Here is a 22,215-nt window from a genome sequence, read left to right as displayed (position 1 = left end):
TTGACATCATGGCCCCGAGCGCCATGACCCGTTGGACGAGATCCCTCTCCGAAGCCCGGCCGGTCCCGTACTGGCTGGACGACCCCACAAGGCCCCGCCCCGAGCCCGCGCTCACCGGCGCCGAGACCTGCGACCTGCTGGTCGTGGGCGGCGGCTACAGCGGACTGTGGACCGCGCTGATCGCCAAGGAGCGCGACCCCGGGCGGGACGTGGTGCTGATGGAGGGCCGTGAGGTGGGCTGGGCCGCCTCCGGCCGCAACGGAGGCTTCTGCGCCGCCTCCCTCACCCACGGCCTGGCCAACGGTCTTGCCCGCTGGCCGGACGAGATCCACAAGCTGCAGGAACTGGGCGCCCGCAACCTCGACGAGATCGAGAAGGCGGTCGCCCGCCACGCGCTGGACTGCGACTTCGAGCGCACCGGTGAGATCGATGTGGCGACCGAGACGTACCAGGCGTGGGAACTGAAGGACTGGTACGAGGAGATGGAACGCCGGGGCCTCGCGGACGGCGTCGAGTACCTGGACGCGGACGCGGTGAGGGAACAGGTCGACTCGCCGACCTTCCTGGCGGGCCTCCACGACCGCCGGGGCGTGGCCCTGGTGCACCCGGCGAAGCTCGCCTGGGGCCTCAAGCGGGCCTGCCTGCGGCTCGGCGTCCGCATCCACGAGCACACGCCCGCCCTCACCCTGAAGCCGTACGGCGCCGGCATGGCCGTCCGCACCCCGTACGGCGAGGTGCGCGCGCGGCGCGTCGCGCTCGGCACGAACGTCTTCCCGAACCTGGTGCGGCGCGTCCGCTCGTACACGATCCCGGTCTACGACTACGCGCTGATGACCGAGCCGCTCACCGCCGACCAACTGGCCTCGGTCGGCTGGAAGAACCGCCAGGGCCTCGGGGACTCGGCGAACCAGTTCCACTACTTCCGACGCTCGGCCGACAACCGCGTCCTGTGGGGCGGCTACGACGCGATCTACCCGTACGGCGGCCGGGTGCGCGCCGAGTACGACGACCGCCCGGAGACGTACGCCAAGCTCGCCGGGCACTTCTTCACCTGTTTCCCGCAACTGGAGGGCGTCCGCTTCACCCACGCGTGGGGCGGGGCGATCGACACCTGCTCGCGCTTCTCGGCGTTCTTCGGCACGGCCCACCAGGGGCGGGTGGCGTACGCGGCCGGTTACACGGGCCTCGGGGTCGGCGCGACCCGTTTCGGCGCGGAGGTGATGCTGGACCTGCTGGCGGGGGAGCGCACCGAGCGGACGGAACTCCAGATGGTCCGCAGGAAGCCACTGCCGTTCCCGCCGGAGCCGTTCGCCTGGACGGGCATCGCGCTGACGAAGTGGTCGCTGGCGCGGGCGGACGCGCACGCGGGGCGGCGCAACCTGTGGCTGAGGACCATGGACAGACTGGGCCTGGGCTTCGACAGCTGAGGGCCTGGCGCCGCCTACCGCCGGTCGTCCCGGCCGAGGAACACCGCGAGCCCGGTCAGCAGCACGGCGCACAGGCACCAACTGGCCACGACGTCCAGGGGCCAGTGATAGCCGTGGCGGACCAGTCCGAAGGCCACACCGAGGTTGAGGGCGAGACAGCCGAGGAGCACGCCGCGGCGGGCGTACGACGTGCGCAGCCAGGGCCACAGGACGAGGGCCGCAGAACCGTAGGCGACGGCGGCGGTGGCCGTGTGGCCGGAGGGAAAGAAGCCGGTGGCCGGGCCCATCACGGGTGGGCCCGGCCGTGCGACGAGGTCCTTGAGCGGGACGACGACCACCGGGACGACGGCCATCAGGACGGCCGCGGCGACGGACGGCAGCCACCACCGCCGCGTACCGGCGCGCCTGGCCCGCCAGGCGACGCACACGAGCACCACGGCGAGGATCGGGACGGCGACGGAGATGTTCCCCAGGTCGGCGAGAGCCCCGGAGACCCGGTCGGGACGGACCAGGTCCCCGCTCAGCCGCCGGTCCGCCCGGGCGAGCGGCCCCTGAGCGACGACCTGCCAGGTGAGGAGGAGGAAGAGGAGGACGGCGGTGGCCAGGACGCAGGCCGGCCGCCTGCGCCGAGGGGCGGGTTCTCGGGACGTTGACACGCCGAACAGCTTCGCAGGGCCGGTCGGGCCGCCGTGATCGGGTGCCGTCCGGTGTCCGTGCCGGTGGTTAGGGTGGAGCAGCACGCGAGCCGGGGAGGGACAGCAATGGCCGATGCGCCGATCGAGTTGATGCGCCTGGAGGGCGAGGGCAACAGCGTGGTGCTGCGGATCACCGGGGAGCAGCCACGGAAGGATCCGGACGCAACCCGTGTGCTGGCCGGGGAGTTCCTGGTGGACACACCGTTCGTGCGGGGCAGTGCGGCGGCCTGGCTCTTCCCCGAGGACCTGCGGCAGTGGCAGCAGGCCCTGGACGCGCTGGACGCCGGGCAGGACATCGCGTGGCGCGAGGGCGCACGGGGTCCCCGGCTGTTCATCGAACGCGATGAGGACGGCGAACGGTGCCGCGTCACCGTCGAGGACGCCTCGGCGCCCGGGACGTCGGTGACCGTGACGGTCCCCCTGAAGGACGCGTGGTTCGACGACGCGTACCACCGCCTGGACCTCGTTTGGGAGACCTGGCCCCTGAACGAGTGAGGCGGGACGCGGGACGGCCGCCCCGGAACAGGGGGGGGTGGTTCCGAGGCGGCCGTAGTGATCGGGGTGCCGCCCGCCCCGGGGGGTTTGGGGCGTGCGGCCGTCCGATCATGAGGAGATCCGGAGCCGAAGGCTCCTTGTGTGCGCGAGGGCACGACCAGGTCGAAGCTGGGGAGGCCCCGGCCCAGTGCCGCCCACAGTCCCCTGTGAGCGGGTGTATCTCTCATCCGGGTAGAACCTACGGCAGGGAAAACCGCTCCGACAGCCGGAATCGCGTCCCGCCATCCACCTCGCACACCTTCTTCACACCCTCTGACGTTGGTGGTCAGATGCGCGCGAACGCCTGCTCGATGATGTCCAGTCCCTCGTTCAGCAGGTCCTGGCCGATCACCAGCGGCGGCAGGAAGCGCAGCACGTTGCCGTAGGTGCCACAGGTCAGGACCAGCAGGCCCTCCTGGTGGCAGGCCTTGGCGAGCGCCGAGGTCGCCTCCGGGTTGGGCTCCTTCGTCGTACGGTCCTTCACCAGCTCGATCGCGATCATCGCGCCGCGGCCGCGGACGTCGCCGATCACGTCGAACTTCTCGGCCATCGCCGTCAGGCGGGCCTTCATGGTCTCCTCGATCTCCTTCGCCCGGGCGTTGAGGTCGAGCTCCTTCATCGTCTCGATCGCGCCGAGCGCGCCCGCGCAGGCGACCGGGTTGCCGCCGTAGGTGCCGCCCAGACCGCCCGCGTGCGCGGCGTCCATGATCTCGGCGCGGCCGGTGACCGCCGCGAGCGGGAGGCCGCCCGCGATGCCCTTGGCGGTGGTGATCAGGTCCGGGACGATGCCCTCGTCCTCGCACGCGAACCACTGGCCGGTGCGGCAGAAGCCCGACTGGATCTCGTCGGCGACGAAGACGATGCCGTTGTCCGTGGCGAACTTCCGCAGCGCGGGCAGGAAGCCCTTCGCCGGCTCGATGAAGCCGCCCTCGCCGAGCACCGGCTCGATGATGATCGCGGCCACGTTGTCCGCGCCGACCTGCTTGGTGATCTGGTCGACGGCCTGCGCGGCGGCCTCGGGGCCGCAGTTCTCCGGGCCGGTCGGCCAGCGGTAGGCGTACGCCATCGGCATCCGGTAGACCTCGGGCGCGAACGGCCCGAAGCCGTGCTTGTACGGCATGTTCTTCGCCGTCAGCGCCATCGTGAGGTTCGTACGGCCGTGGTAGCCGTGGTCGAAGACGACGACCGCCTGGCGCTTGGTGTAGGCGCGGGCGATCTTGACCGCGTTCTCGACGGCCTCGGCGCCCGAGTTGAACAGCGCCGACTTCTTGGCGTGGTCACCCGGCGTGAGCTCGGCCAGCGCCTCGGCGACGGCCACATAGCCCTCGTACGGCGTGACCATGAAACAGGTGTGCGTGAAGTCCTGCAGCTGGGCGGAGGCCCGGCGTACGACGGCCTCGGCGGAGGCGCCCACGGACGTCACGGCGATACCGGAACCGAAGTCGATCAGCCGGTTGCCGTCGACGTCCTCGATGATCCCGCCGCCCGCGCGCGTGGTGAAGACCGGCAGCACGGAGCCCACGCCCTGCGCGACCGCGGCGGTGCGACGGGCCTGCAGCTCGAGCGACTTCGGGCCGGGGATGGCGGTGACGACGCGGCGCTCCTGCGGAAGTGCGGTCATGGGGGCTCCCTGATGATCTTGCGTTCGGCATGTCGACGGCCGTGTCGACGAAGGTGTTTTTCGGACGCTTGCCTTCTTTTCTCGCAGGCTAAGACGGGCCGCGTAGGGTGTGCATGCTCCATGTGGGCGCCTTGCGCGGGCCCGCTTGTCCGCCGTGGACATAGCGGTGGACGCCACGGAAGGGGACGCGTCACCGGACACCCGGTCGCGTATGCGGTGAACTCCCCTTGCGGGGACGTTAGATTGACTCGCTGATGGTGGACGGAGCGGCTGGTCAGGGGGCAACGGCGATGGACAGCGACGGAACGCAGGACGCACGGAGCACACGGGCCGATCCCGTGCCGCGTCCGGCGGGGCCGCCCCCGGTGCCGCCCCGCCCGGCGCACGCCCCCGGGCTGCCGCCGCGGCCGGACGGCTCGGCGTTCCTGGCCTGGCTGCGGGCGCCACGGCCGCCCGCGCTGCCCGGCGTGTGGCGCTTCGGGCACCGGCCACGGCCCGAGCAGGAACCGGAGCGGACCCCGACACGGCAGCTGCTCAGCGGAGCGCTGATCGCCTTCCTGGTCGGCTGGCTGATCTGGTCGCTGCTGTGGAACGGCTACCTCGGCGGCTGGTGGGTCGTACCGCTGGACCTCTTCACCCCCGACTCCTGGCGGCACAGCAACGACCGCGTCGGCAACGCCGTCCTCTGGTACGGCTACTACACGGTGATCGCCCTCGCCATCATGCTCACGGTCGGCAAGATCGGCCGCTGGGGCGAGGTCTGGCGCCGCTTCGGACCGCCCGCCTGGCGCGCCGCCGCCCCCGAGGCCGAGAAGCCCCCGGCGCCCGAGGACGACCCCGCCCGTTTCAACCAGCTCCGCGCCGCCGGGGCCCACGAGGCCGCCGACCGGCTCGCCGCCGACGCGCACGCCGGACTGATGCGCGACGTCGACCACGCCCGCATCACCCGCGCCTGGCAGGGCGTGCTCAGCGGGAGGCACGACCTGACCACGTTCACCGGCGCGGTCCTCAAGGACGGCGCCGCCGCCTGCCCGCACCCCTCCGGGGAGCGAGACCTGCCCGCCCGGCTCGCCCGCCACGACCTGTTCACCGGCCAGGTCCGGCTCGGCACCACCGTGGACGACCCCCGCAACCCCTACGCCTACCGCGGCAGCGGACTCGCCCTCGGCCCCGACCTGCTCGCCACCTCCCTGGTCGCCGTGGGGCCCGCCGGGTCCGGCAAGACCGGCTCGTTGGTGTGGCCGCTCGCCGAGTCGCTGTGCCTGCACGCGCTCACCGGGCGGGCCGCCGTCGTCGTGGTCGGGGCGGCCGGCGCCGGGCTCGGACCGGCGGACGCCTACGACGTCGTCGTGCGCGTCGGACACCCCGAATCCGTCTACGACCTGGACCTGTACGGCGGGACCACCGACCCGGACGAGGCGGCGTCCGTGCTCGCCGAGGCGCTCGTCGGCGACCTCGCCGACCCGCACCCCGGCGGGGACAGCCGCCGCTCCACCACCGTCCTCGCCCAGCTCCTCGGGCCCTACCGGGCCGTCCACGGCCGCTTCCCGTCCGTACCGGAGCTGCGCCAGCTCCTCGACGGCGCGCCCGGGCCCCTCGCGGCCCTGCGCAAGGCCCTGCAGGACACCGGGCAGGACGCCCTGCTGCGCGAACTGGACGCCCGGGAGCGGCAGTCCCGGCACCCCGGCGACGTCGGTGGCGTCCTCGCCGACCGGGTCGCGCTGCTCGACCGGCCCGCCTTCGCACAGTTCTTCGACACTTCCGGGCAGACCCGGCCGTTCTCGCTGCGCGCCCTCGACCACCCGGTGCGGGTCCGCATCGACCTGCCCGAGCGCGGTCACGCCGACGCCTCGCGGATCCTCGCGCGACTGGTGCTCGCCCAGTTCACGGCCAGTGTCGCCACCCGTGAGGACCGCTCGCTCTTCGCCTGCCTGCTCCTCGACGACGCGAGCGGCGTCGTCACGCCCGAGGCCGTCCGCGGCATCCAGCGGCTCAGGTCCGCGAACGCCGGTGTCGTCCTCACCCTGCGCACCTTGGACGACGTGCCCCGGCCGCTGCGCGGGCCCCTGCTCGGCGCCACCGGGTGCCGGATGGCGCTGTCCGGCCTCACCCCCTGGGACGGCCAGGACTTCGCCGAGGTGTGGGGCAAGGAGTGGACCGAGACCCGGGACGTCACCGACCGGCAGATCATCGCCGAGACCCCGGCGGGCAAGGCCCTGCACATGCTGCGCCGGGTGATCACCGGCCACGCGCCCACCGCGCGCGCGGTGACCGTCCGCCAGGTGGAGCGCGAGCGGTGGTCCGCGTCCGAGCTGGCGCACGCCGTGCCGCCGGGGCACGCGGTGCTGTCCCTGACGAATGTGAAGGGCGAGCACGCCCCGCCGCTGCTGGTGGATCTACGGAACTGACGGGGATCAGGGCACGCGCCGACCGTACGGTGAGGCAGAATCGGCATAGGTCGTTCATACGCGGCGGCCAAAGGATCACGACGATCACACGATGATCGCAGCGATCGCAGCGATCACACAGGACCCGAAGGCCTCATGCCCCTCACCCTCGCCTCGCTCGTCCACCACTCCGCGCTCAAGCTGACCGTGCGCGCGGGCGAGGACCGCCTGGACGTCCCCGTCCGCTGGGCACACGTCAGCGAACTCGCCGACCCCGTGCCCTACATGGAGGGCGGCGAACTGCTGCTGATCACCGCGCTGAAGCTGGACGCGGAGGACCCGGAGGCCATGCGCCGCTATGTGAAGCGGCTGGTGGGCGCGGGCGTGGTCGGCCTCGGCTTCGCCGTCGGCGTCAACTACGACGAGGTCCCCAAGGCCCTCGCGGACGCGGCCCGCGAGGAGGGGCTGCCGCTGCTCGAGGTGCCGCGCCGCACCCCGTTCCTCGCCATCAGCAAAGCCGTTTCCGCCGCGATCGCCGCCGACCAGTACCGGGCGGTGACCGCGGGGTTCGCCGCGCAGCGCGAGCTGACCAGACAGGCCCTCAGCGACGGCCCGGAGGGACTGCTCGCCGCGCTCGCCGCCCAGGTCGACGGCTGGGCGGCGCTGTACGACGCCTCGGGCGCCGTCGTCGCCGCCGCGCCCGAGTGGGCGGGACGGCGTGCGGCGCGGCTCACCGCCGACGTGGAGCGCCTGCGGGAGCGGCCCGCGCCGGCCACCTCCGTGGTCGGCGGGTCGAACGGAGAGGCGAACGGAGAGGACCGGGTCGAACTGCACTCCCTCGGCACCGGACGGCGCCCGCGCGCCGCGCTCGCCGTGGGCACGGCCGCCCCGCTGGGCACCGCCGAGCGGTACGCCGTGCACTCCGCCATCGCCCTGCTCACCCTCACCACCGAACGCTCCCGGTCCCTGCACGCCGCCGAGCAGCGGATCGGCGGGGCCGTGCTGCGGATGCTGCTGGCCGGGGAGCCGGACCACGCCCGCGCCGTGACCGGGGACCTGTACGGCGACCTCCTGGACGCGCCCTTCCGGGTGATCGTCGCCGAGTCGGCGTCCGCGTCGGCCGCCCGGGCGCACGCGGACGGGCACGCGCGCGTGGTGACCGCGCAGCCGACCGCCGCCGCGCTCGCTGCCGCCGACACGGACGGCGACCCGCTGGAAGGGCTCGCGGAGACCGTGGAGTCAGCCGCCGCCCGCTCCGGCGAGGCCGTGCTCGTCGTGCCCGAGGGGGAGGCCCGGCTCGTGATCCTCGCCGTCGACGGGGGCGCCGCCGTGGCCGCCTGCCAGGAGTACGCGCCGGCGGTCCAGGCGGCCCGGGCCGCCGCCCGCGAGCAGTCGGCCACCGACGAGGACGAACTGGTGGTCGGGATGTCGGCGCCCGCCGGGCCGATCGCCGCGGCTGCCGCCTACAAACAGGCCGAACAGGCGCTCTCGGTGGCCCGACGGCGAGGCCGGGCGCTGGTCGAGCACGAGGAACTGGCGACCGGATCGGTGCTGCCGCTGCTCCAGGACGACGCCGTACGCGCCTTCGCCGACGGACTGCTGCGCGCCCTGCGCGAACACGACGCGACGGGCCGCGGCGACCTGGTCGCCTCGCTGCGGGCCTGGCTGTCCCGCCACGGCCAGTGGGACGCGGCGGCGGCCGACCTCGGCGTCCACCGCCACACCCTGCGCTACCGGATGCGCCGGGTCGAGGAGATCCTGGGCCGCTCCCTGGACGACCCGGACGTCCGGATGGAACTGTGGCTCGCGCTCAAGGCCACGGCAGCGGCTGGGGAGTGACGCCGTACGCCGGACGGCACCACCGCCGTACGACCGCCGGACGGCACCACCGCCGTAGGCCGGACGGCACCACCGCCGTAGGCCGGACGGCACCACCGCCGTAGGCCGGACGGCACCACCGCCGTAGGCCGGACGGCACCACCGCCGTACGACCGCGGGACGGCAGCACCGCCGTACGACCGCCGGACGGCACCACCGCCGTAGGCCGGACGGCACCACCGCCGTACTCCGGACGGCACCACCGCCGTGCGGTTCTCCGCGGAGCCCCGCTGTACATCCCGTAGAAGCCCGCCCGGGCTGTGCTACTCCCCGGACAAACGACCCCTGGGCGTCCCGGCCCTACCGTGGACCACGCAACCCCAAGCACCAGCCAACCTCGGAAGGGCCGGGACCGAACGCTATGACTTCCACCCACGCCTTCTGGCTCGCCGGCCGCCAGGTCACCGGTGAGACCACCTTCGACGTCACCTCCCCGTGGGACGGCCGGCTCGCCGGCAAGGTCAGTGTCCCGACCGAGGCGCAGGTCGAGGAGGCCGTGGCCGCCGCGTACGCCGTGCGGGACGAGTTCGCCGCCACCCCGGCCCACGTCCGCGCCGCCGCCCTCGACCACGTCTCGAAGCGGCTCGCGGAGCGCACCGAGGAGATCGCGCAGCTGATCTCCGCCGAGAACGGCAAGCCCATCAAGTGGGCGCGAGGCGAGGTGGGCCGTGCCGTCTCCGTGTTCCGGTTCGCGGCCGAGGAGGCCCGCCGTTTCAACGGCGGCGAGGCCCAGCGCCTCGACACGGACGCCGGCGGCCAGGGCCGTCTGGCGCTGACCCGCCGCTTCCCCAAGGGCGTCGTCCTCGGCATCGCGCCGTTCAACTTCCCGCTGAACCTGTGCGCCCACAAGGTCGCCCCGGCCATCGCCGCCGGCGTCCCCATCATCCTCAAGCCCGCCCCGGCCACTCCGCTGTCCGGCCTGATCATCGGCGAGCTGCTCGCCGAGACCGAGCTGCCCGCCGGCTCCTGGTCGATCCTGCCGGTCCCCAACGACCGCATGCCCGCCCTCGTCCAGGACGAGCGCCTGCCGGTCATCTCCTTCACCGGCTCGGAGAAGGTCGGCTACGCGATCATGGACTCGGCGCCGCGCAAGCACTGCACGCTGGAACTGGGCGGCAACGGCGCGGCCGTCGTGCTCGCCGACTACGCGAGCGACGAGGACCTGGACTGGGCCGCGAACCGCATCGCCACCTTCTCCAACTACCAGGGCGGCCAGTCCTGCATCTCCGTGCAGCGCGTGATCGCCGACGCCTCGGTGTACGACCGGCTGCTGCCGCGCATCGTCGCCGCCGTCGAGGCCCAGGTCACCGGCGACCCCTCCGACGGCGCGACCGATGTCGGCCCGCTGGTCAGCGAGGACGCCGCGAAGCGCGTGGAGTCATGGGTCGACGAGGCGGTGAACGCGGGCGCCACGCTGCTCACCGGTGGCAAGCGGGACGGGGCCTCCTACGCGCCGACCGTCCTCACCGACGTCCCCGCCGATGTGACCATCTCCTGTGAGGAGGTCTTCGGGCCCGTCCTCACCGTGCAGAAGGTGGACGGCGAGGCCGAGGCGTTCGACGCGGTCAACGACTCCAAGTACGGCCTGCAGGCGGGCGTGTTCACCCATGACCTCCAGGTCGCCTTCCGCGCCCACCGTGCCCTCGAGGTCGGCGGCGTGGTCATCGGCGACGTGCCGTCCTACCGCGCCGACCAGATGCCCTACGGCGGTGCCAAGCTGTCCGGTGTCGGGCGCGAGGGCGTGAAGTTCGCGATGGAGGACTACACCTACGAGCGGGTCCTAGTCCTGACGGGCCTCGCCCTCTGACCCCACCTGCTCAACGACGGCCGGTGCCCGCTGTGCGGGGGCTCCGGCCGTCGGTGCGTCGGCCCGGTCCGGACCCTCAACCGGAGAAGCCGACGTGCGCGAGCCGCAACCGGCCGCGCAGCCTGAGACGGACGTCGTGCAGCCACGGCCGTGTACAGGCGCGGGCCCGGCCACCAGAAGTGGGCGCGCTCCTCGGCCGCCAGCTCGCCGCCGTCCTCCGTGCGCAGGAAGCGGATCAGGCCCTCGGCGTCCACGTCCACCGTGAGCGCGCCGACCGTGAGCCGCCCCCGCCCCTGTTCGATCTTGACGCTGCTCCCGGCGGCCGGCGGCTCGTCGAGCAGGGCGCCAGGCAGCCCGTCGAGGACCGGGCCGCCGAGCCGGGCCCGCACGCGCACGGCGTCCGGCCCCCACGGCTCGATGCGTACGGTCTCCTGACGTCCGCTCCACTCCAGCGCACCGTCCCGCTCACGGAAGGTGCCCACGGTGGGGGAGGACTGGGCGAGGCTGACCTCGGGCTGGTTTTCGGCAGGCTGATTCACGGTGGGGTGCTCCTGGAGGGGTGCAGACAGGATGGTGTCTGGAACGTCGGGCGCCGGGAACGGAAGGCGCCTGCGAGGAGTACGGCGTGGGGCGCCCCTGCGGCCGCGTGGTGCGGCGCGGAGCCCTGGTGTCAGGGCGCGGACGGCGCCGGGCCGGTGCTCGCCCGGACCGCGAGCTCCGGTGCGAGCAGCACCACTTCGTCCGTGGCGTGGCCGTCCAGCTTGGCGACCAGCAGTTCGACCGCGCGCCGGCCCATCTCCTGCGCGGGGATGGCGACGGACGTCAGCCGCACCGACGCCTGGGTGGCGACCTGGTCCGGGCAGACGGCGATCACCGAGACGTCCTCGGGGACGGCCCGGCCCTGCTGGCGCAGCAGCGCGAGCAGCGGTTCGACCGCGGACTCGTTCTGCACGACGAACCCGGTGGTCCCCGGCCGCTCGTCCAGGATCCGGGCCAGGGTGACGGCCATCGCGTCGTACCCGCCCTCGCAGGGGCGGTGCAGCACCCTGAGGCCGAGCTCCCGGGAGCGGGACCTGAGGCCCTCGAGGGTGCGCTCCGCGAAGCCGGTGTGCCGTTCGTAGACGGCGGGCGCCTCGCCGATGACAGCGATGTCACGGTGGCCGAGGACCGCGAGGTGCTCGGCACACAACGCGCCCGTCGCCCCGAAGTCGAGGTCCACGCAGGTCAGTCCGGAGGTGCTGGCGGGCAGGCCGATGAGCACCGACGGCTGGTCCGTCTCGCGCAGCAGGGGCAGCCGCTCGTCGTCCAGCTCGACGTCCATGAGGATCATGGCGTCCGCGAGGCCGCTGCCCGTGACCCGGCGCACCGCGTCCGGGTCCTCCTCACCGGTGAGCAGCAGGATGTCGTACCCGTGAGCGCGCGCGGTGGTCGCCACGGCGATGGCGATCTCCATCATCACCGGCACGTACATGTCGGTGCGGAGCGGGATCATCAGCGCGATGATGTTCGACTTGTTGCTCGCCAGGGCGCGCGCCCCGGCGTTCGGGTGGTAGCCGAGCTCCCGGATGCTCCGCTCGACCCGCTGCCGGGTGGTCGCGGAGATGGACCGCTTGCCGCTGAGGACATAGCTCACCGTGCTCGCCGACACTCCGGCGTGCTGGGCGACCTCGGCGAGGGTGACCATCCAGCTCTCCAAGCGTGAGTGAAGCGCTTCGACAGTGCGCGCGTCGTGGAACAGGGGCGTGTGAGGGTGGATCGACAGTAGCTTGGCGAGAGAGGGCTGTCCATAGGCTATCGAAGCGCTTCGACAATCCAAGGGAATTCACCGAGCGCCCAGGGCGAGCTCAGTGGCTCCCGGGCGGCCACTGAACGGGCGTATCCGAACCGCCCCCCGGAAGGCCCCCCGACGCAAGGACTTCGAGGGCGCCGGCCGACTTGACACCGAGGCGTACCCGGTGGACGTCGGCTGAGCGTTTTTCCGCGGCCGGTCGCTGCGCGAGGACTGGTGACCTTGCCCGGATCGGGGTACCAACGATCGAGTAGCACCGGTCAGTAACGTACCCCCGCAAGATCGTCGTGCGGCACCCCTTGGTCGCCGTACGACGCCTCGAGCGGCGTACGCCCCAAACATCCCGATTCGCGGCGAGGTGAGCCTCATGACCGCACCAACAGCCCCCACTCCCAAACCGACGGTCACCGAGCGTGAGGCCCGCCAGGTCGCGGAGGCCGCGCGCGAGCAGGACTGGCGCAAGCCCAGCTTCGCCAAGGAACTGTTCCTCGGCCGCTTCCGGCTCGACCTCATCCACCCCCACCCGATGCCCGCCGAGGAGGCCGTGCAGCGCGGCGAGGAGTTCCTCGCCAAGCTGCGCGACTTCTGCGAGACGCACATCGACGGCGCCCTTATCGAGCGCAAGGCCCGGATCCCCGACGAGACGATCACCGGGCTCAAGGAGCTCGGCGCCTTCGGCATGAAGATCGACACGAAGTACGGCGGTCTCGGCCTCACCCAGGTGTACTACAACAAGGCGCTCGCCCTCGTCGGCTCCGCGAGCCCCGCGATCGGCGCGCTGCTGTCCGCGCATCAGTCGATCGGAGTACCGCAGCCGCTGAAGTTGTTCGGCACGCAGGAGCAGAAGGAGACGTTCCTTCCGCGCTGCGCCCGCACCGACATCTCCGCGTTCCTGCTCACCGAGCCGGACGTGGGCTCCGACCCGGCCCGCCTGGCCACCACGGCCGTCCCCGACGGCGACGACTACGTCCTCGACGGGGTGAAGCTGTGGACCACCAACGGCGTCGTCGCCGACCTGCTGGTCGTCATGGCGCGGGTGCCGAAGTCCGAGGGCCACAGGGGCGGCATCACGGCGTTCGTCGTGGAGTCGGCCTCCGAGGGCATCACCGTCGAGAACCGCAACGCCTTCATGGGTCTGCGGGGCCTGGAGAACGGCGTGACCCGCTTCCACCGCGTGCGCGTCCCGGCGGCCAACCGCATCGGCGAGGAGGGTCAGGGCCTCAAGATCGCCCTGACCACGCTGAACACCGGGCGGCTTTCCCTGCCCGCGATGTGCGTGGGCGCGGGCAAGTGGTGCCTGAAGATCGCCCGCGAGTGGTCGGCGGCCCGGGAGCAGTGGGGCAAACCCGTCGCGCTGCACGAGGCGGTCGGCTCGAAGATCTCGTTCATCGCGGCGACCACCTTCGCCCTGGAGGCCGTCGTCGACCTCTCGTCGCAGATGGCCGACGAGGACCGCAACGACATCCGCATCGAGGCCGCCCTCGCCAAGCTGTACGGCTCCGAGATGGCCTGGCTGATGGCCGACGAGCTGGTCCAGATCCGCGGCGGGCGCGGCTTCGAGACGGCGGAATCCCTCCGGGCCCGCGGCGAGCGGGGCGTGCCGGCCGAGCAGATGCTGCGCGACCTGCGCATCAACCGAATCTTCGAGGGCTCCACGGAGATCATGCACCTGCTGATCGCGCGGGAGGCGGTCGACGCCCACCTGTCGGTGGCCGGTGACCTGATCGATCCGGAGAAGTCCCTGTCCGACAAGGCGAAGGCGGGCGCGAACGCGGGCGTCTTCTACGCCAAGTGGCTGCCGAAGCTGGTCGCCGGGCAGGGGCAGGTGCCGGGCGCGTTCGGGGAGTTCCGCCGGGAGGTCGACCTCTCGGGGCATTTGCGCTACGTCGAGCGCAGCGCCCGCAAGCTGGCCCGTTCCACCTTCTACGGCATGTCCCGCTGGCAGGGACGCATGGAGACCAAGCAGGGCTTCCTCGGCCGGGTCGTGGACATCGGCGCCGAGTTGTTCGCGATGGCCGCGGCCTGCGTACGCGCCGAGCACCTGCGCAGGACCGGGGACCACGGCCGCGAGGCCTACCAGCTGGCCGACGCCTTCTGCCGGCAGTCCCGCATCCGTGTCGACGAACTGTTCGACCGCCTGTGGACCAACACGGACGACCTGGACCGCAAGGTGGTCAAGGGTGTGCTGACCGGCACGTACGAGTGGCTGGAGCAGGGGATCATCGACCCGTCCGGCGACGGCCCGTGGATCGCGGAGGCGACGCCGGGTCCGTCGCAACGGGAGAACGTGCACCGGCCGATCCGGTGACGGACGGCTCCAGGCTGCCTGGGGGCATCAGCCACCGGGCAGCCCGGCCGGTGACCGACGCGACGGTCTCCAGGTCGCTGTCGTAGCGCAGCACGGTGAGCCCCCGCAGCTCGGCGGTGTCGCGGCGAGAAGCAGATCGACCGCGCCCGCCGAGCGGCGCCGGCCCACACCTGCCGAACGACGCAGCCCTCGGGGGGGACCCTGTCCTCCCCGCCCCGCCGTACCGCAACAATGGAGGGATGAGCGACAGCCCAGCCCCTCTTGCCGACCCCCATCTCGTCTTCGACCCCGTGGACGGAGTGCGGGACGTCGTGATCCTCGGCTCCACCGGCTCGATCGGCACCCAGGCCATCGACCTCGTGCTGCGCAACCCCGACCGGTTCCGCGTCACCGGGCTCTCCGCCAACGGCGGCCGGGTCGGCCTGCTCGCCGAGCAGGCGCACCGCCTGCGCGTGCGCACGGTCGCGGTCGCCCGCGAGGACGTCGTACCGGCCCTGAGGGAGGCCCTGAGCGCACGGTACGGGCCGGGGGAGGCGCTCCCCGAGATACTCGCCGGAGCCGACGCGGCCACCCGGCTCGCCACCTCGGACTGCCACACCGTCCTGAACGGCATCACCGGTTCCGTCGGCCTCGCGCCCACCCTCGCCGCCCTCGAGGCGGGCCGCACGCTCGCGCTCGCCAACAAGGAGTCGCTCATCGTCGGCGGCCCGCTGGTGAAGGCCCTGGCCAAGCCCGGCCAGATCATCCCGGTGGACTCCGAGCACGCCGCCCTGTTCCAGGCCCTGGCCTCCGGCACCCGGGCCGACGTGCGCAAACTCGTCGTCACCGCCTCCGGCGGGCCGTTCCGCGGCCGCACCAAGGCGGAGCTCGCGAACGTGACGCCCGAGGACGCGCTCGCCCACCCCACCTGGGCCATGGGCCCGGTCATCACGGTCAACTCCGCGACCCTCGTCAACAAGGGCCTGGAAGTGATCGAGGCGCACCTGCTGTACGACATTCCCTTCGATCGCATTGAGGTTGTCGTACACCCGCAGTCGTATGTCCACTCGATGGTGGAATTCACGGATGGATCGACCCTGGCGCAGGCGACGCCCCCCGACATGCGGGGGCCGATCGCCATCGGACTCGGCTGGCCCGAACGGGTGCCCGACGCAGCACCCGCCTTCGACTGGAGCAAGGCGTCGACCTGGGAGTTCTTCCCGCTCGACATCGAGGCCTTCCCGTCGGTGGGACTCGCCCGGCACGTCGGGCAGCTCGCGGGCACGGCCCCGGCGGTGTTCAATGCGGCCAACGAGGAGTGCGTGGACGCGTTCCTGAACGGCGGCCTGCCGTATCTCGGCATCATGGATACGGTCACACGGGTGGTCGAGGAGCACGGCACCCCTCGTCAGGGAACTTCCCTGACCGTCGCGGACGTCCTTGAAGCGGAGACCTGGGCGCGCGCCCGGGCCAGGGAACTGACGGCGCAGACGGCAACGGCGGAGGCTCGTGCATGACGACCCTGATGATGATCCTCGGCATAGTCGTCTTCGTGGTCGGCCTGCTGTTCTCGATCGCGTGGCACGAGCTCGGGCATCTGTCGACGGCCAAGCTCTTCGGCATCCGCGTGCCGCAGTACATGGTCGGCTTCGGCCCGACCATCTGGTCACGGAAGAAGGGCGAGACCGAGTACGGCGTCAAGGCGGTCCCGCTCGGCGGCTACATCCGCATGATCGGCATGTTCCCGCCCGGCCCCGACGGCCGGATCGAGGCCCGCTCCACCTCGCCGTGGCGCGGGATGATCGAGGACGCCCGGGCGCAGTCCTTCGAGGAGCTGCAGCCCGGTGACGAGGCGCGGCTCTTCTACACGCGCAAGCCGTGGAAGCGCGTCATCGTCATGTTCGCGGGCCCCTTCATGAACCTGATCCTCGCCGTGGTGGTCTTCCTCGGCGTGATGATGACCTTCGGCGTCCAGACCCAGACCACCACGGTCTCCAAGATCTCCGACTGCGTCATCCAGCAGAGCGAGAACCGCACCAAGTGCGAGAAGGACGACCCGGCCGCGCCCGCCCTGGCCGCCGGGCTGAAGCCGGGTGACAAGATCGTCGGGTTCGACGGGAAGCAGGTGAAGGACTGGTCCACCCTCCAGTCCGACATCCGCGCCAACCCCGGCAGGGACGTCACGATCACCGTCGAGCGCAAGGGACAGACGGTCGACCTGCACGCCCACCTGATCAAGAACCAGGTCAGCAAGACGGACGGCAACGGCGGCTACGTGGAGGGCAAGTACGTCTACGCCGGCTTCCTCGGCTTCACCCCGGCCACCGGCATCGTGCAGCAGTCCTTCGACCAGTCCGTGCAGCGCATGGGCGACATGATGGGGAACGGCGTCGAGTCGATCGTCTCCCTGCCCGGCAAGATCCCCGGCCTGTGGGACGCGGCCTTCGGCAACGCCCCGCGCCAGCCGGACTCCCCGATGGGCGTGGTCGGCGCGGCCCGGGTCGGCGGCGAGGTCTTCACCCTCGACATCCCGCCGTCCCAGCAGATCGCGATGATGCTCATGCTGGTCGCGGGCTTCAACCTGTCCCTGTTCCTGTTCAACATGCTTCCGCTGCTCCCGCTGGATGGCGGGCACATCGCGGGCGCCCTGTGGGAGTCGCTGCGCCGCAACCTGGCCAAGCTGCTGCGCCGCCCCGACCCGGGACCCTTCGACGTGGCGAAGCTGATGCCGGTGGCGTACGTGGTCGCCGGGATCTTCGTCTGCTTCACCCTGCTCGTGCTGATCGCGGACGTGGTCAACCCTGTGAAAATCTCCTAGCCGCGCGGTGTTGGCGGCGGCCGGAAACACTGTCTCCCCGACCGCCGCCCACTGGGTGGATCTACGGACGGTGATGTGCCGGCGTCCGCGCCCGTGGCGTAATCTCGGAGCCGGAGCCCGCCCTGTCCGGGACCGGACCTTGATCCACAACTTGGGGTTGCACAGCAGATGACTGCGATTTCACTCGGCATGCCGTCCCTTCCGACCAAGCTCGCCGAGCGCCGGAAGAGCCGGCAGATCCAGGTCGGACCGGTGGCGGTGGGGGGAGACGCCCCGGTGTCCGTGCAGTCGATGACGACCACCCGCACGTCGGACATCGGCGCCACCCTGCAGCAGATCGCGGAGCTGACGGCGTCGGGCTGCCAGATCGTCCGCGTCGCGTGCCCCACGCAGGACGACGCGGACGCCCTCGCGACCATCGCGAAGAAGTCGCAGATCCCGGTGATCGCGGACATCCACTTCCAGCCGAAGTACGTCTTCGCCGCGATCGAGGCCGGCTGCGCCGCCGTCCGCGTCAACCCGGGCAACATCAAGCAGTTCGACGACAAGGTCAAGGAGATCGCCAAGGCCGCCAAGGACCACGGCACTCCCGTCCGGATCGGCGTCAACGCGGGCTCCCTGGACAAGCGGCTGCTCCAGAAGTACGGCAAGGCGACCCCCGAGGCGCTCGTCGAGTCCGCCCTGTGGGAGGCGTCCCTCTTCGAGGAGCACGACTTCCGGGACATCAAGATCTCCGTCAAGCACAACGACCCGGTCGTGATGATCGAGGCCTACCGGCAGCTCGCCGCCCAGTGCGACTACCCGCTGCACCTGGGCGTCACCGAGGCCGGTCCCGCCTTCCAGGGCACGATCAAGTCGGCGGTCGCCTTCGGTGCGCTGCTGTCCCAGGGCATCGGCGACACCATCCGTGTCTCCCTGTCCGCGCCTCCGGTCGAGGAGGTCAAGGTCGGCATCCAGATCCTGGAGTCCCTCGGCCTGCGTGAGCGCGGCCTGGAGATCGTCTCCTGCCCGTCCTGCGGCCGCGCCCAGGTCGACGTCTACAAGCTGGCCGAGGAGGTCACCGCAGGCCTGACCGGCATGGACGTGCCGCTGCGGGTCGCGGTCATGGGCTGTGTGGTCAACGGCCCCGGCGAGGCCCGCGAGGCCGACCTCGGCGTCGCGTCCGGCAACGGCAAGGGCCAGATCTTCGTCAAGGGCGAGGTCATCAAGACCGTGCCCGAGTCCAAGATCGTGGAGACCCTGATCGAGGAGGCCATGAAGCTGGCCGAGCAGATGCAGAAGGACGGCGCGGCCTCCGGCGAGCCGTCGGTGTCGGTCGCGGGCTGACGCCCCCTTCGCGCCCGTCTGACCGGAGCCCCGTCACCGATCGGTGACGGGGCTCCGGCACGAGAACGCTCATCCTCCCGCCTGCCGCACGGCAGGCCTTCCACAGCTCTGTGCGCTGACCTGATCCCTTGACAGGTCCGATGTATGACGGGACCTTTGGCGAGTCCAGGGGGTGTTGACGCTCAACTGTGGTACCCCTCACGGGAATTCGTCGGATGGGTGGCCGTATGAGACATCGCAGAGTCCTGGCCCTGTGGGCCGCCCTCCTCGCGCTCGTGGGGAGCGCGCTGCTCACCTCCGCACCCACGGCGCCGGCCGCCACCGCCTTCGTCCCCTCGTTCCGCTCCACCGCCCCCGTGCCCTATCCGGCCCGCCAGGCCACGCTCCGCAACGCCACCGTGGGCCTCTTCCTGCACTGGGGCATGTTCACCGCCCCCAAGCACTACGACTGCGCCTCCTGGGAGCAGGCCGTCACCGACGGCGGCTGGAAGCCGGACTACTGGGTCGACGAGGCCCGCAAGATCCGTGCGAGCTACATCGTCCTCGCCACCTTCCACTCCCGCCTCGGCTACGCCCGCCCCTGGCCGTCGCAGATCCCCGGCTCGTGTTCGACCGAGCGGGACATCCTCGGTGAGCTGATCGACGCTGCGAGCCGAAAGGGCCTCAAGGTCATCCTCTATATGACCGACGACCCCAAGTGGCACAACGAGCAGGGCGTCGAGACCCTGAACTCCGCCGCCTACTCCGCGTACAAGGGCCACGGCGTCGACCTCACCACCCGCGAGGGCTTCGGGGAGTTCTCCTACGACAACTTCTTCGAGGTCATGCGGAACTACCCGAAGCTCGCGGGCTTCTGGATCGACAACGACAACGAGTACTGGGAGCAGCACCAGCTCTACGAGCAGATCCGGCAGCTCCGCCCGGACATGACGCTGAGCAACAACAACGAGGACACCCCGATCATGGACATGGTGTCCCACGAGCAGAAGACCGGGATGACCTCGCCGTACGACCAGCCCTCGGCGATCTGGACCCCGATGCCGCGCCTGGCGGAATCCTGCTACAAGGTCCCCGACACGGGCAGTTGGTGGTACGACGGCCAGGACCGGCCGGTGTCGACCGGACTCAACGTCGACCGGTACATCGCCAACGCGGGCAACTCGGTCCTGTCCCTCATGGACTTCACCGCCATGGTCGACGGCAGGTTCCCGCCGCAGCAGGAGAAGTTCATCGACCTGCTGAAGGACTACCTCCCACCCGTCTGGGAGTCCCTGCACGGCGTGTACGGCGGCGGCTTCATGTACGGCGGCATGCAGCCCGGCGCGTGGAACGACGGCGCCTACGGCTACATCACGGTCAGCCGCGCCCGCCCCGCGACCACGCAGTACGTCCACGTCACCACGCGGCCCACCTCCGGTGACGAGGTCCGCATCCGCGACAACGGTTACCGCATCGAGCGGATCACCGACCTGCGGACGGGCAAGCGGCCGCACTTCGACCAGCGGGGCGGGACGCTCACCGTCAAGGGCATCACCGACTGGGACCCGTACGACACGGTGTTCAAGGTGACGACGGCCGCACACCGCCAAGGCGTCTACCCGACGGGACTCGTCAAGGCGAGCGAACCCGCGCTCACCGACGGGGACTTCACCACGTACAGCGACAACAAGGGTGTGCTGCCCGTCGGCTACACGCTCGACCTCGGCCGGGTCCGCAAGGCCGCCTTCCTCGGAATCAACCAGCGTGAGTGGTCGCCCACTCACAACCGGGAGACCTTCGGCCGCAAGGAGGATTCCGCTCGGATCAAGGACTACACGGTGCCCGTAAGTGACGACGGCGCCACATGGCGTGAGGAGAAGGCAGGTGTCCTGGAGAGCGCCCGGGGCATCCGGTTCATCGACCTCGGCGACCGCCTCCGCACCCGCTACATCCGGCTCGACGTGTCCAGCACCTGGGCCGCGGCGACGGTCCCGAACTTCTACCAGCAGCTCAAGATCGACGAGGTCCAGGTCGGTTACGGCCACCCCCTCGGTCACGGCTGACCCGGCTGTCCCACCGCGCCGCTCCCCGGGGGCGGCGCGGTCCGGATCCGGCAGGTACAGTGCGGAGATCAGCAGACCCAAGGGTGAGGCTCCCGTACGTGTTGACGCAGACGACCACCCGGGTCCTCGAACCGAGTGACCTGGATGCCGCACTCGCCGTCCTCGACCGCGAGCCGGTCGCGAACGCCTTCGTGACGTCCCGCGTCCGTGTCGCGGGCCTCGATCCCTGGCGCCTCGGCGGGGAGATGTGGGGCTGGTACGAGGACGGCATGCTGACCTCGCTGTGCTACGCCGGCGCCAACCTCGTCCCGATCTGCGCCGGCCCGCGCGCGGTGCGCGCCTTCGCCGACCGCGCCCGGCGCACCGGCCGCCGCTGCTCCTCGATCGTCGGCCCCGCCGAATCCACCGCCCAGTTGTGGCGCCTGCTGGAGCCGAGCTGGGGCCCCGCCCGCGAGGTCCGCGCCCACCAGCCGCTCATGGTCACCGACCGCATGCCCGACGGCATCGCCCCCGATCCGCACGTCCGCCGCATCCGCAAGGACGAGATGGAGACGATCATGCCGGCGTGCGTGGCGATGTTCACCGAGGAGGTCGGCGTCTCCCCGCTGGCCGGCGACGGAGGGCTGCTCTACCAGGCACGGGTCGCCGAACTCGTCGGCGCGGGCCGCTCCTTCGCCCGCCTCGACGACACCGGCAGGGTCGTCTTCAAGGCGGAGATCGGCGCCGCGACCCCACTGGCCTGCCAGATCCAGGGGGTGTGGGTGGCTCCCGAGTACCGGGGGATGGGCCTGGCCGCACCGGGTATGGCGGCGGTGCTGCGCTACGCGCTGACCGATGTGGCCCCGGTGGTGAGCCTGTACGTCAACGACTTCAACACCCCCGCGCGGCGGACGTACCACAGGGTGGGCTTCCAGGAGGTCGGGGCGTTCATGAGCGTCCTGTTCTGAGCGCCGCCACAGGTGCTTCGGGCGCTGAAGGGCAAGCGGCGGACGGCCCGCAGCCGACGCCGCCGCGTGCCCCTGTAGGCTCACGACCATGCCTCGTACCGTCGACGACGTCGTGATCGGCCCCCTGGACCTGTCCGCCCGCCTCGACGAGGCGCTCGCCGTCCAGGCCCTCGCGTTCGGGCTGGGAGCCGACGAGGTCGCCGTACGCCGCCAGATCGTGCTGCGGCACATGACCTACCCGGCAGCCCGCGCGTTCGGCGCCACGACCGCGGACGGACGGCTCGTCGGGTTCGTGTACGGCATGCCCAACGACCGTGCGCACTGGTGGTCCACCGTCGTCGAACCGTATCTGCGCGCCCAGGGCCACGACGACTGGCTCGACAACTCGTTCGTGATCACCGAGTTGCACGTCCACCCCCGATACCAGAACCGCGGCATCGGCCGCGCCCTGATCACCACCATCACCGACGGCGCCACCGAGCCCCGCTCGATCCTCTCCGCGATCGACACCGACAGCCCGGCCCGCGGCCTGTACCACTCGCTGGGCTATGTGGATCTCGCGCGGCAGGTCCTCTTCCCCAGCGCGCCGAAACCGTACGCGGTGATGGGCGCCCCGCTGCCCCTGCGACGCCGTTAACGGATTTCCACCCGCACGGC

The 22,215-nt window shown here is 71.6% G+C and carries 15 protein-coding genes and 1 pseudogene; 12 read left to right on the top strand and 4 right to left on the bottom strand.

What is annotated here, in order from left to right; all coding sequences use genetic code 11:
* Nucleotides 1-8 precede the first annotated feature (8 nt).
* A complete protein-coding gene (locus AB0N14_RS24360; RefSeq protein ID WP_366027819.1) occupies nucleotides 9-1,427 on the top strand; it encodes an FAD-dependent oxidoreductase in 1,419 nt (472 codons plus the stop codon).
* A gap of 14 nt (nucleotides 1,428-1,441) precedes the next feature.
* On the opposite strand, the gene AB0N14_RS24355 is transcribed toward AB0N14_RS24360, so the two are convergent.
* Nucleotides 1,442-2,032 carry a phosphatase PAP2 family protein gene (locus AB0N14_RS24355; protein ID WP_366027877.1) on the bottom strand — a complete coding sequence of 197 codons (591 nt, stop codon included), beginning with the start codon at nucleotides 2,030-2,032 and terminating at the stop codon, nucleotides 1,442-1,444.
* A gap of 156 nt (nucleotides 2,033-2,188) precedes the next feature.
* Here AB0N14_RS24355 and AB0N14_RS24350 point away from each other — a divergent pair, with 156 nt between their 5' ends.
* Nucleotides 2,189-2,617, top strand: a complete 429-nt coding sequence (locus AB0N14_RS24350) for a DUF5959 family protein (RefSeq protein ID WP_366027818.1) — start codon at nucleotides 2,189-2,191, stop codon at nucleotides 2,615-2,617.
* Nucleotides 2,618-2,942: 325 nt separating this feature from the next.
* Here the strand turns inward: AB0N14_RS24350 and gabT are convergent, their stop codons facing one another.
* Nucleotides 2,943-4,277 carry a 4-aminobutyrate--2-oxoglutarate transaminase gene (gene gabT / locus AB0N14_RS24345; protein ID WP_366027817.1) on the bottom strand — a complete coding sequence of 445 codons (1,335 nt, stop codon included), beginning with the start codon at nucleotides 4,275-4,277 and terminating at the stop codon, nucleotides 2,943-2,945.
* Nucleotides 4,278-4,567: 290 nt separating this feature from the next.
* Between gabT and AB0N14_RS24340 the strand changes: the two genes are divergently transcribed.
* The 3 genes from AB0N14_RS24340 (at nucleotide 4,568) to AB0N14_RS24330 (ending at nucleotide 10,349) form a co-directional block, all read left to right on the top strand.
* Nucleotides 4,568-6,685, top strand: a complete 2,118-nt coding sequence (locus AB0N14_RS24340) for an ATP-binding protein (RefSeq protein WP_366027816.1) — start codon at nucleotides 4,568-4,570, stop codon at nucleotides 6,683-6,685.
* A 135-nt stretch (nucleotides 6,686-6,820) separates the two neighbouring features.
* Nucleotides 6,821-8,503, top strand: a complete 1,683-nt coding sequence (locus tag AB0N14_RS24335; RefSeq protein WP_366027815.1) for a PucR family transcriptional regulator — start codon at nucleotides 6,821-6,823, stop codon at nucleotides 8,501-8,503.
* 400 nt (nucleotides 8,504-8,903) lie between these two features.
* The gene (locus tag AB0N14_RS24330; RefSeq protein WP_366027814.1) at nucleotides 8,904-10,349 is read left to right on the top strand and encodes an aldehyde dehydrogenase family protein; all 1,446 of its coding nucleotides are present in this window, start codon (nucleotides 8,904-8,906) and stop codon (nucleotides 10,347-10,349) included.
* A 143-nt stretch (nucleotides 10,350-10,492) separates the two neighbouring features.
* Here the strand turns inward: AB0N14_RS24330 and AB0N14_RS24325 are convergent.
* Together AB0N14_RS24325 and AB0N14_RS24320 are read right to left on the bottom strand one after the other, a co-directional pair.
* Nucleotides 10,493-10,888: pseudogene (locus AB0N14_RS24325) on the bottom strand (family 31 glucosidase); the annotation flags it as partial.
* A 131-nt stretch (nucleotides 10,889-11,019) separates the two neighbouring features.
* Nucleotides 11,020-12,033 (bottom strand): LacI family DNA-binding transcriptional regulator, encoded by a 1,014-nt coding sequence (locus AB0N14_RS24320; RefSeq protein WP_366027813.1) that lies wholly within the window; start codon nucleotides 12,031-12,033, stop codon nucleotides 11,020-11,022.
* Between the two features lie 472 nt (nucleotides 12,034-12,505).
* Between AB0N14_RS24320 and AB0N14_RS24315 the strand changes: the two genes are divergently transcribed.
* The 7 genes from AB0N14_RS24315 (at nucleotide 12,506) to AB0N14_RS24285 (ending at nucleotide 22,195) form a co-directional block, all read left to right on the top strand.
* The gene (locus AB0N14_RS24315) at nucleotides 12,506-14,446 is read left to right on the top strand and encodes an acyl-CoA dehydrogenase family protein (RefSeq protein WP_366027812.1); all 1,941 of its coding nucleotides are present in this window, start codon (nucleotides 12,506-12,508) and stop codon (nucleotides 14,444-14,446) included.
* Nucleotides 14,447-14,685: 239 nt separating this feature from the next.
* Entirely contained in the window at nucleotides 14,686-15,942 is a 1,257-nt protein-coding gene (gene dxr, locus AB0N14_RS24310) for a 1-deoxy-D-xylulose-5-phosphate reductoisomerase (protein ID WP_366027811.1), read from the top strand.
* A complete protein-coding gene (locus AB0N14_RS24305; protein WP_366027810.1) occupies nucleotides 15,939-17,243 on the top strand; it encodes a site-2 protease family protein in 1,305 nt (434 codons plus the stop codon). The genes dxr and AB0N14_RS24305 overlap by 4 nt, the downstream gene beginning before the upstream one ends.
* 168 nt (nucleotides 17,244-17,411) lie before the next feature.
* Nucleotides 17,412-18,569, top strand: coding sequence for a flavodoxin-dependent (E)-4-hydroxy-3-methylbut-2-enyl-diphosphate synthase (ispG, locus tag AB0N14_RS24300; protein WP_366027809.1), 1,158 nt, complete (start codon nucleotides 17,412-17,414; stop codon nucleotides 18,567-18,569).
* Nucleotides 18,570-18,796: 227 nt separating this feature from the next.
* A complete protein-coding gene (locus AB0N14_RS24295) occupies nucleotides 18,797-20,611 on the top strand; it encodes an alpha-L-fucosidase (protein WP_366027808.1) in 1,815 nt (604 codons plus the stop codon).
* A 98-nt stretch (nucleotides 20,612-20,709) separates the two neighbouring features.
* Nucleotides 20,710-21,558 (top strand): GNAT family N-acetyltransferase, encoded by an 849-nt coding sequence (locus tag AB0N14_RS24290; protein ID WP_366027807.1) that lies wholly within the window; start codon nucleotides 20,710-20,712, stop codon nucleotides 21,556-21,558.
* A gap of 88 nt (nucleotides 21,559-21,646) precedes the next feature.
* Nucleotides 21,647-22,195 (top strand): GNAT family N-acetyltransferase, encoded by a 549-nt coding sequence (locus AB0N14_RS24285; RefSeq protein ID WP_366027806.1) that lies wholly within the window; start codon nucleotides 21,647-21,649, stop codon nucleotides 22,193-22,195.
* Nucleotides 22,196-22,215 lie beyond the last annotated feature (20 nt).

Origin of the sequence: Streptomyces sp. NPDC051104 (assembly GCF_040682835.1) — a bacterium.
GTDB lineage: Bacteria > Actinomycetota > Actinomycetes > Streptomycetales > Streptomycetaceae > Streptomyces > Streptomyces cynarae.
The sequence above is the reverse complement of the archived record's forward strand: the minus strand, read 5'-3'. Positions and strand labels throughout refer to the sequence as shown.

What these genes read in the sequence shown, in the direction of transcription:
- AB0N14_RS24340 (WP_366027816.1), top strand. Translation starts at nt 4,568, where the DNA reads ATGGACAGCGACGGAACGCAGGACGCACGGAGCACACGGGCCGATCCC.
- AB0N14_RS24315 (WP_366027812.1), top strand. Translation starts at nt 12,506, where the DNA reads ATGACCGCACCAACAGCCCCCACTCCCAAACCGACGGTCACCGAGCGT.
- AB0N14_RS24350 (WP_366027818.1), top strand. Translation starts at nt 2,189, where the DNA reads ATGGCCGATGCGCCGATCGAGTTGATGCGCCTGGAGGGCGAGGGCAAC.
- dxr (WP_366027811.1), top strand. Translation starts at nt 14,686, where the DNA reads ATGAGCGACAGCCCAGCCCCTCTTGCCGACCCCCATCTCGTCTTCGAC.
- AB0N14_RS24295 (WP_366027808.1), top strand. Translation starts at nt 18,797, where the DNA reads ATGAGACATCGCAGAGTCCTGGCCCTGTGGGCCGCCCTCCTCGCGCTC.
- AB0N14_RS24330 (WP_366027814.1), top strand. Translation starts at nt 8,904, where the DNA reads ATGACTTCCACCCACGCCTTCTGGCTCGCCGGCCGCCAGGTCACCGGT.
- AB0N14_RS24305 (WP_366027810.1), top strand. Translation starts at nt 15,939, where the DNA reads ATGACGACCCTGATGATGATCCTCGGCATAGTCGTCTTCGTGGTCGGC.
- AB0N14_RS24335 (WP_366027815.1), top strand. Translation starts at nt 6,821, where the DNA reads ATGCCCCTCACCCTCGCCTCGCTCGTCCACCACTCCGCGCTCAAGCTG.
- AB0N14_RS24320 (WP_366027813.1), bottom strand. Translation starts at nt 12,033, where the DNA reads ATGGTCACCCTCGCCGAGGTCGCCCAGCACGCCGGAGTGTCGGCGAGC.
- ispG (WP_366027809.1), top strand. Translation starts at nt 17,412, where the DNA reads ATGACTGCGATTTCACTCGGCATGCCGTCCCTTCCGACCAAGCTCGCC.
- AB0N14_RS24360 (WP_366027819.1), top strand. Translation starts at nt 9, where the DNA reads ATGGCCCCGAGCGCCATGACCCGTTGGACGAGATCCCTCTCCGAAGCC.
- gabT (WP_366027817.1), bottom strand. Translation starts at nt 4,277, where the DNA reads ATGACCGCACTTCCGCAGGAGCGCCGCGTCGTCACCGCCATCCCCGGC.
- AB0N14_RS24285 (WP_366027806.1), top strand. Translation starts at nt 21,647, where the DNA reads ATGCCTCGTACCGTCGACGACGTCGTGATCGGCCCCCTGGACCTGTCC.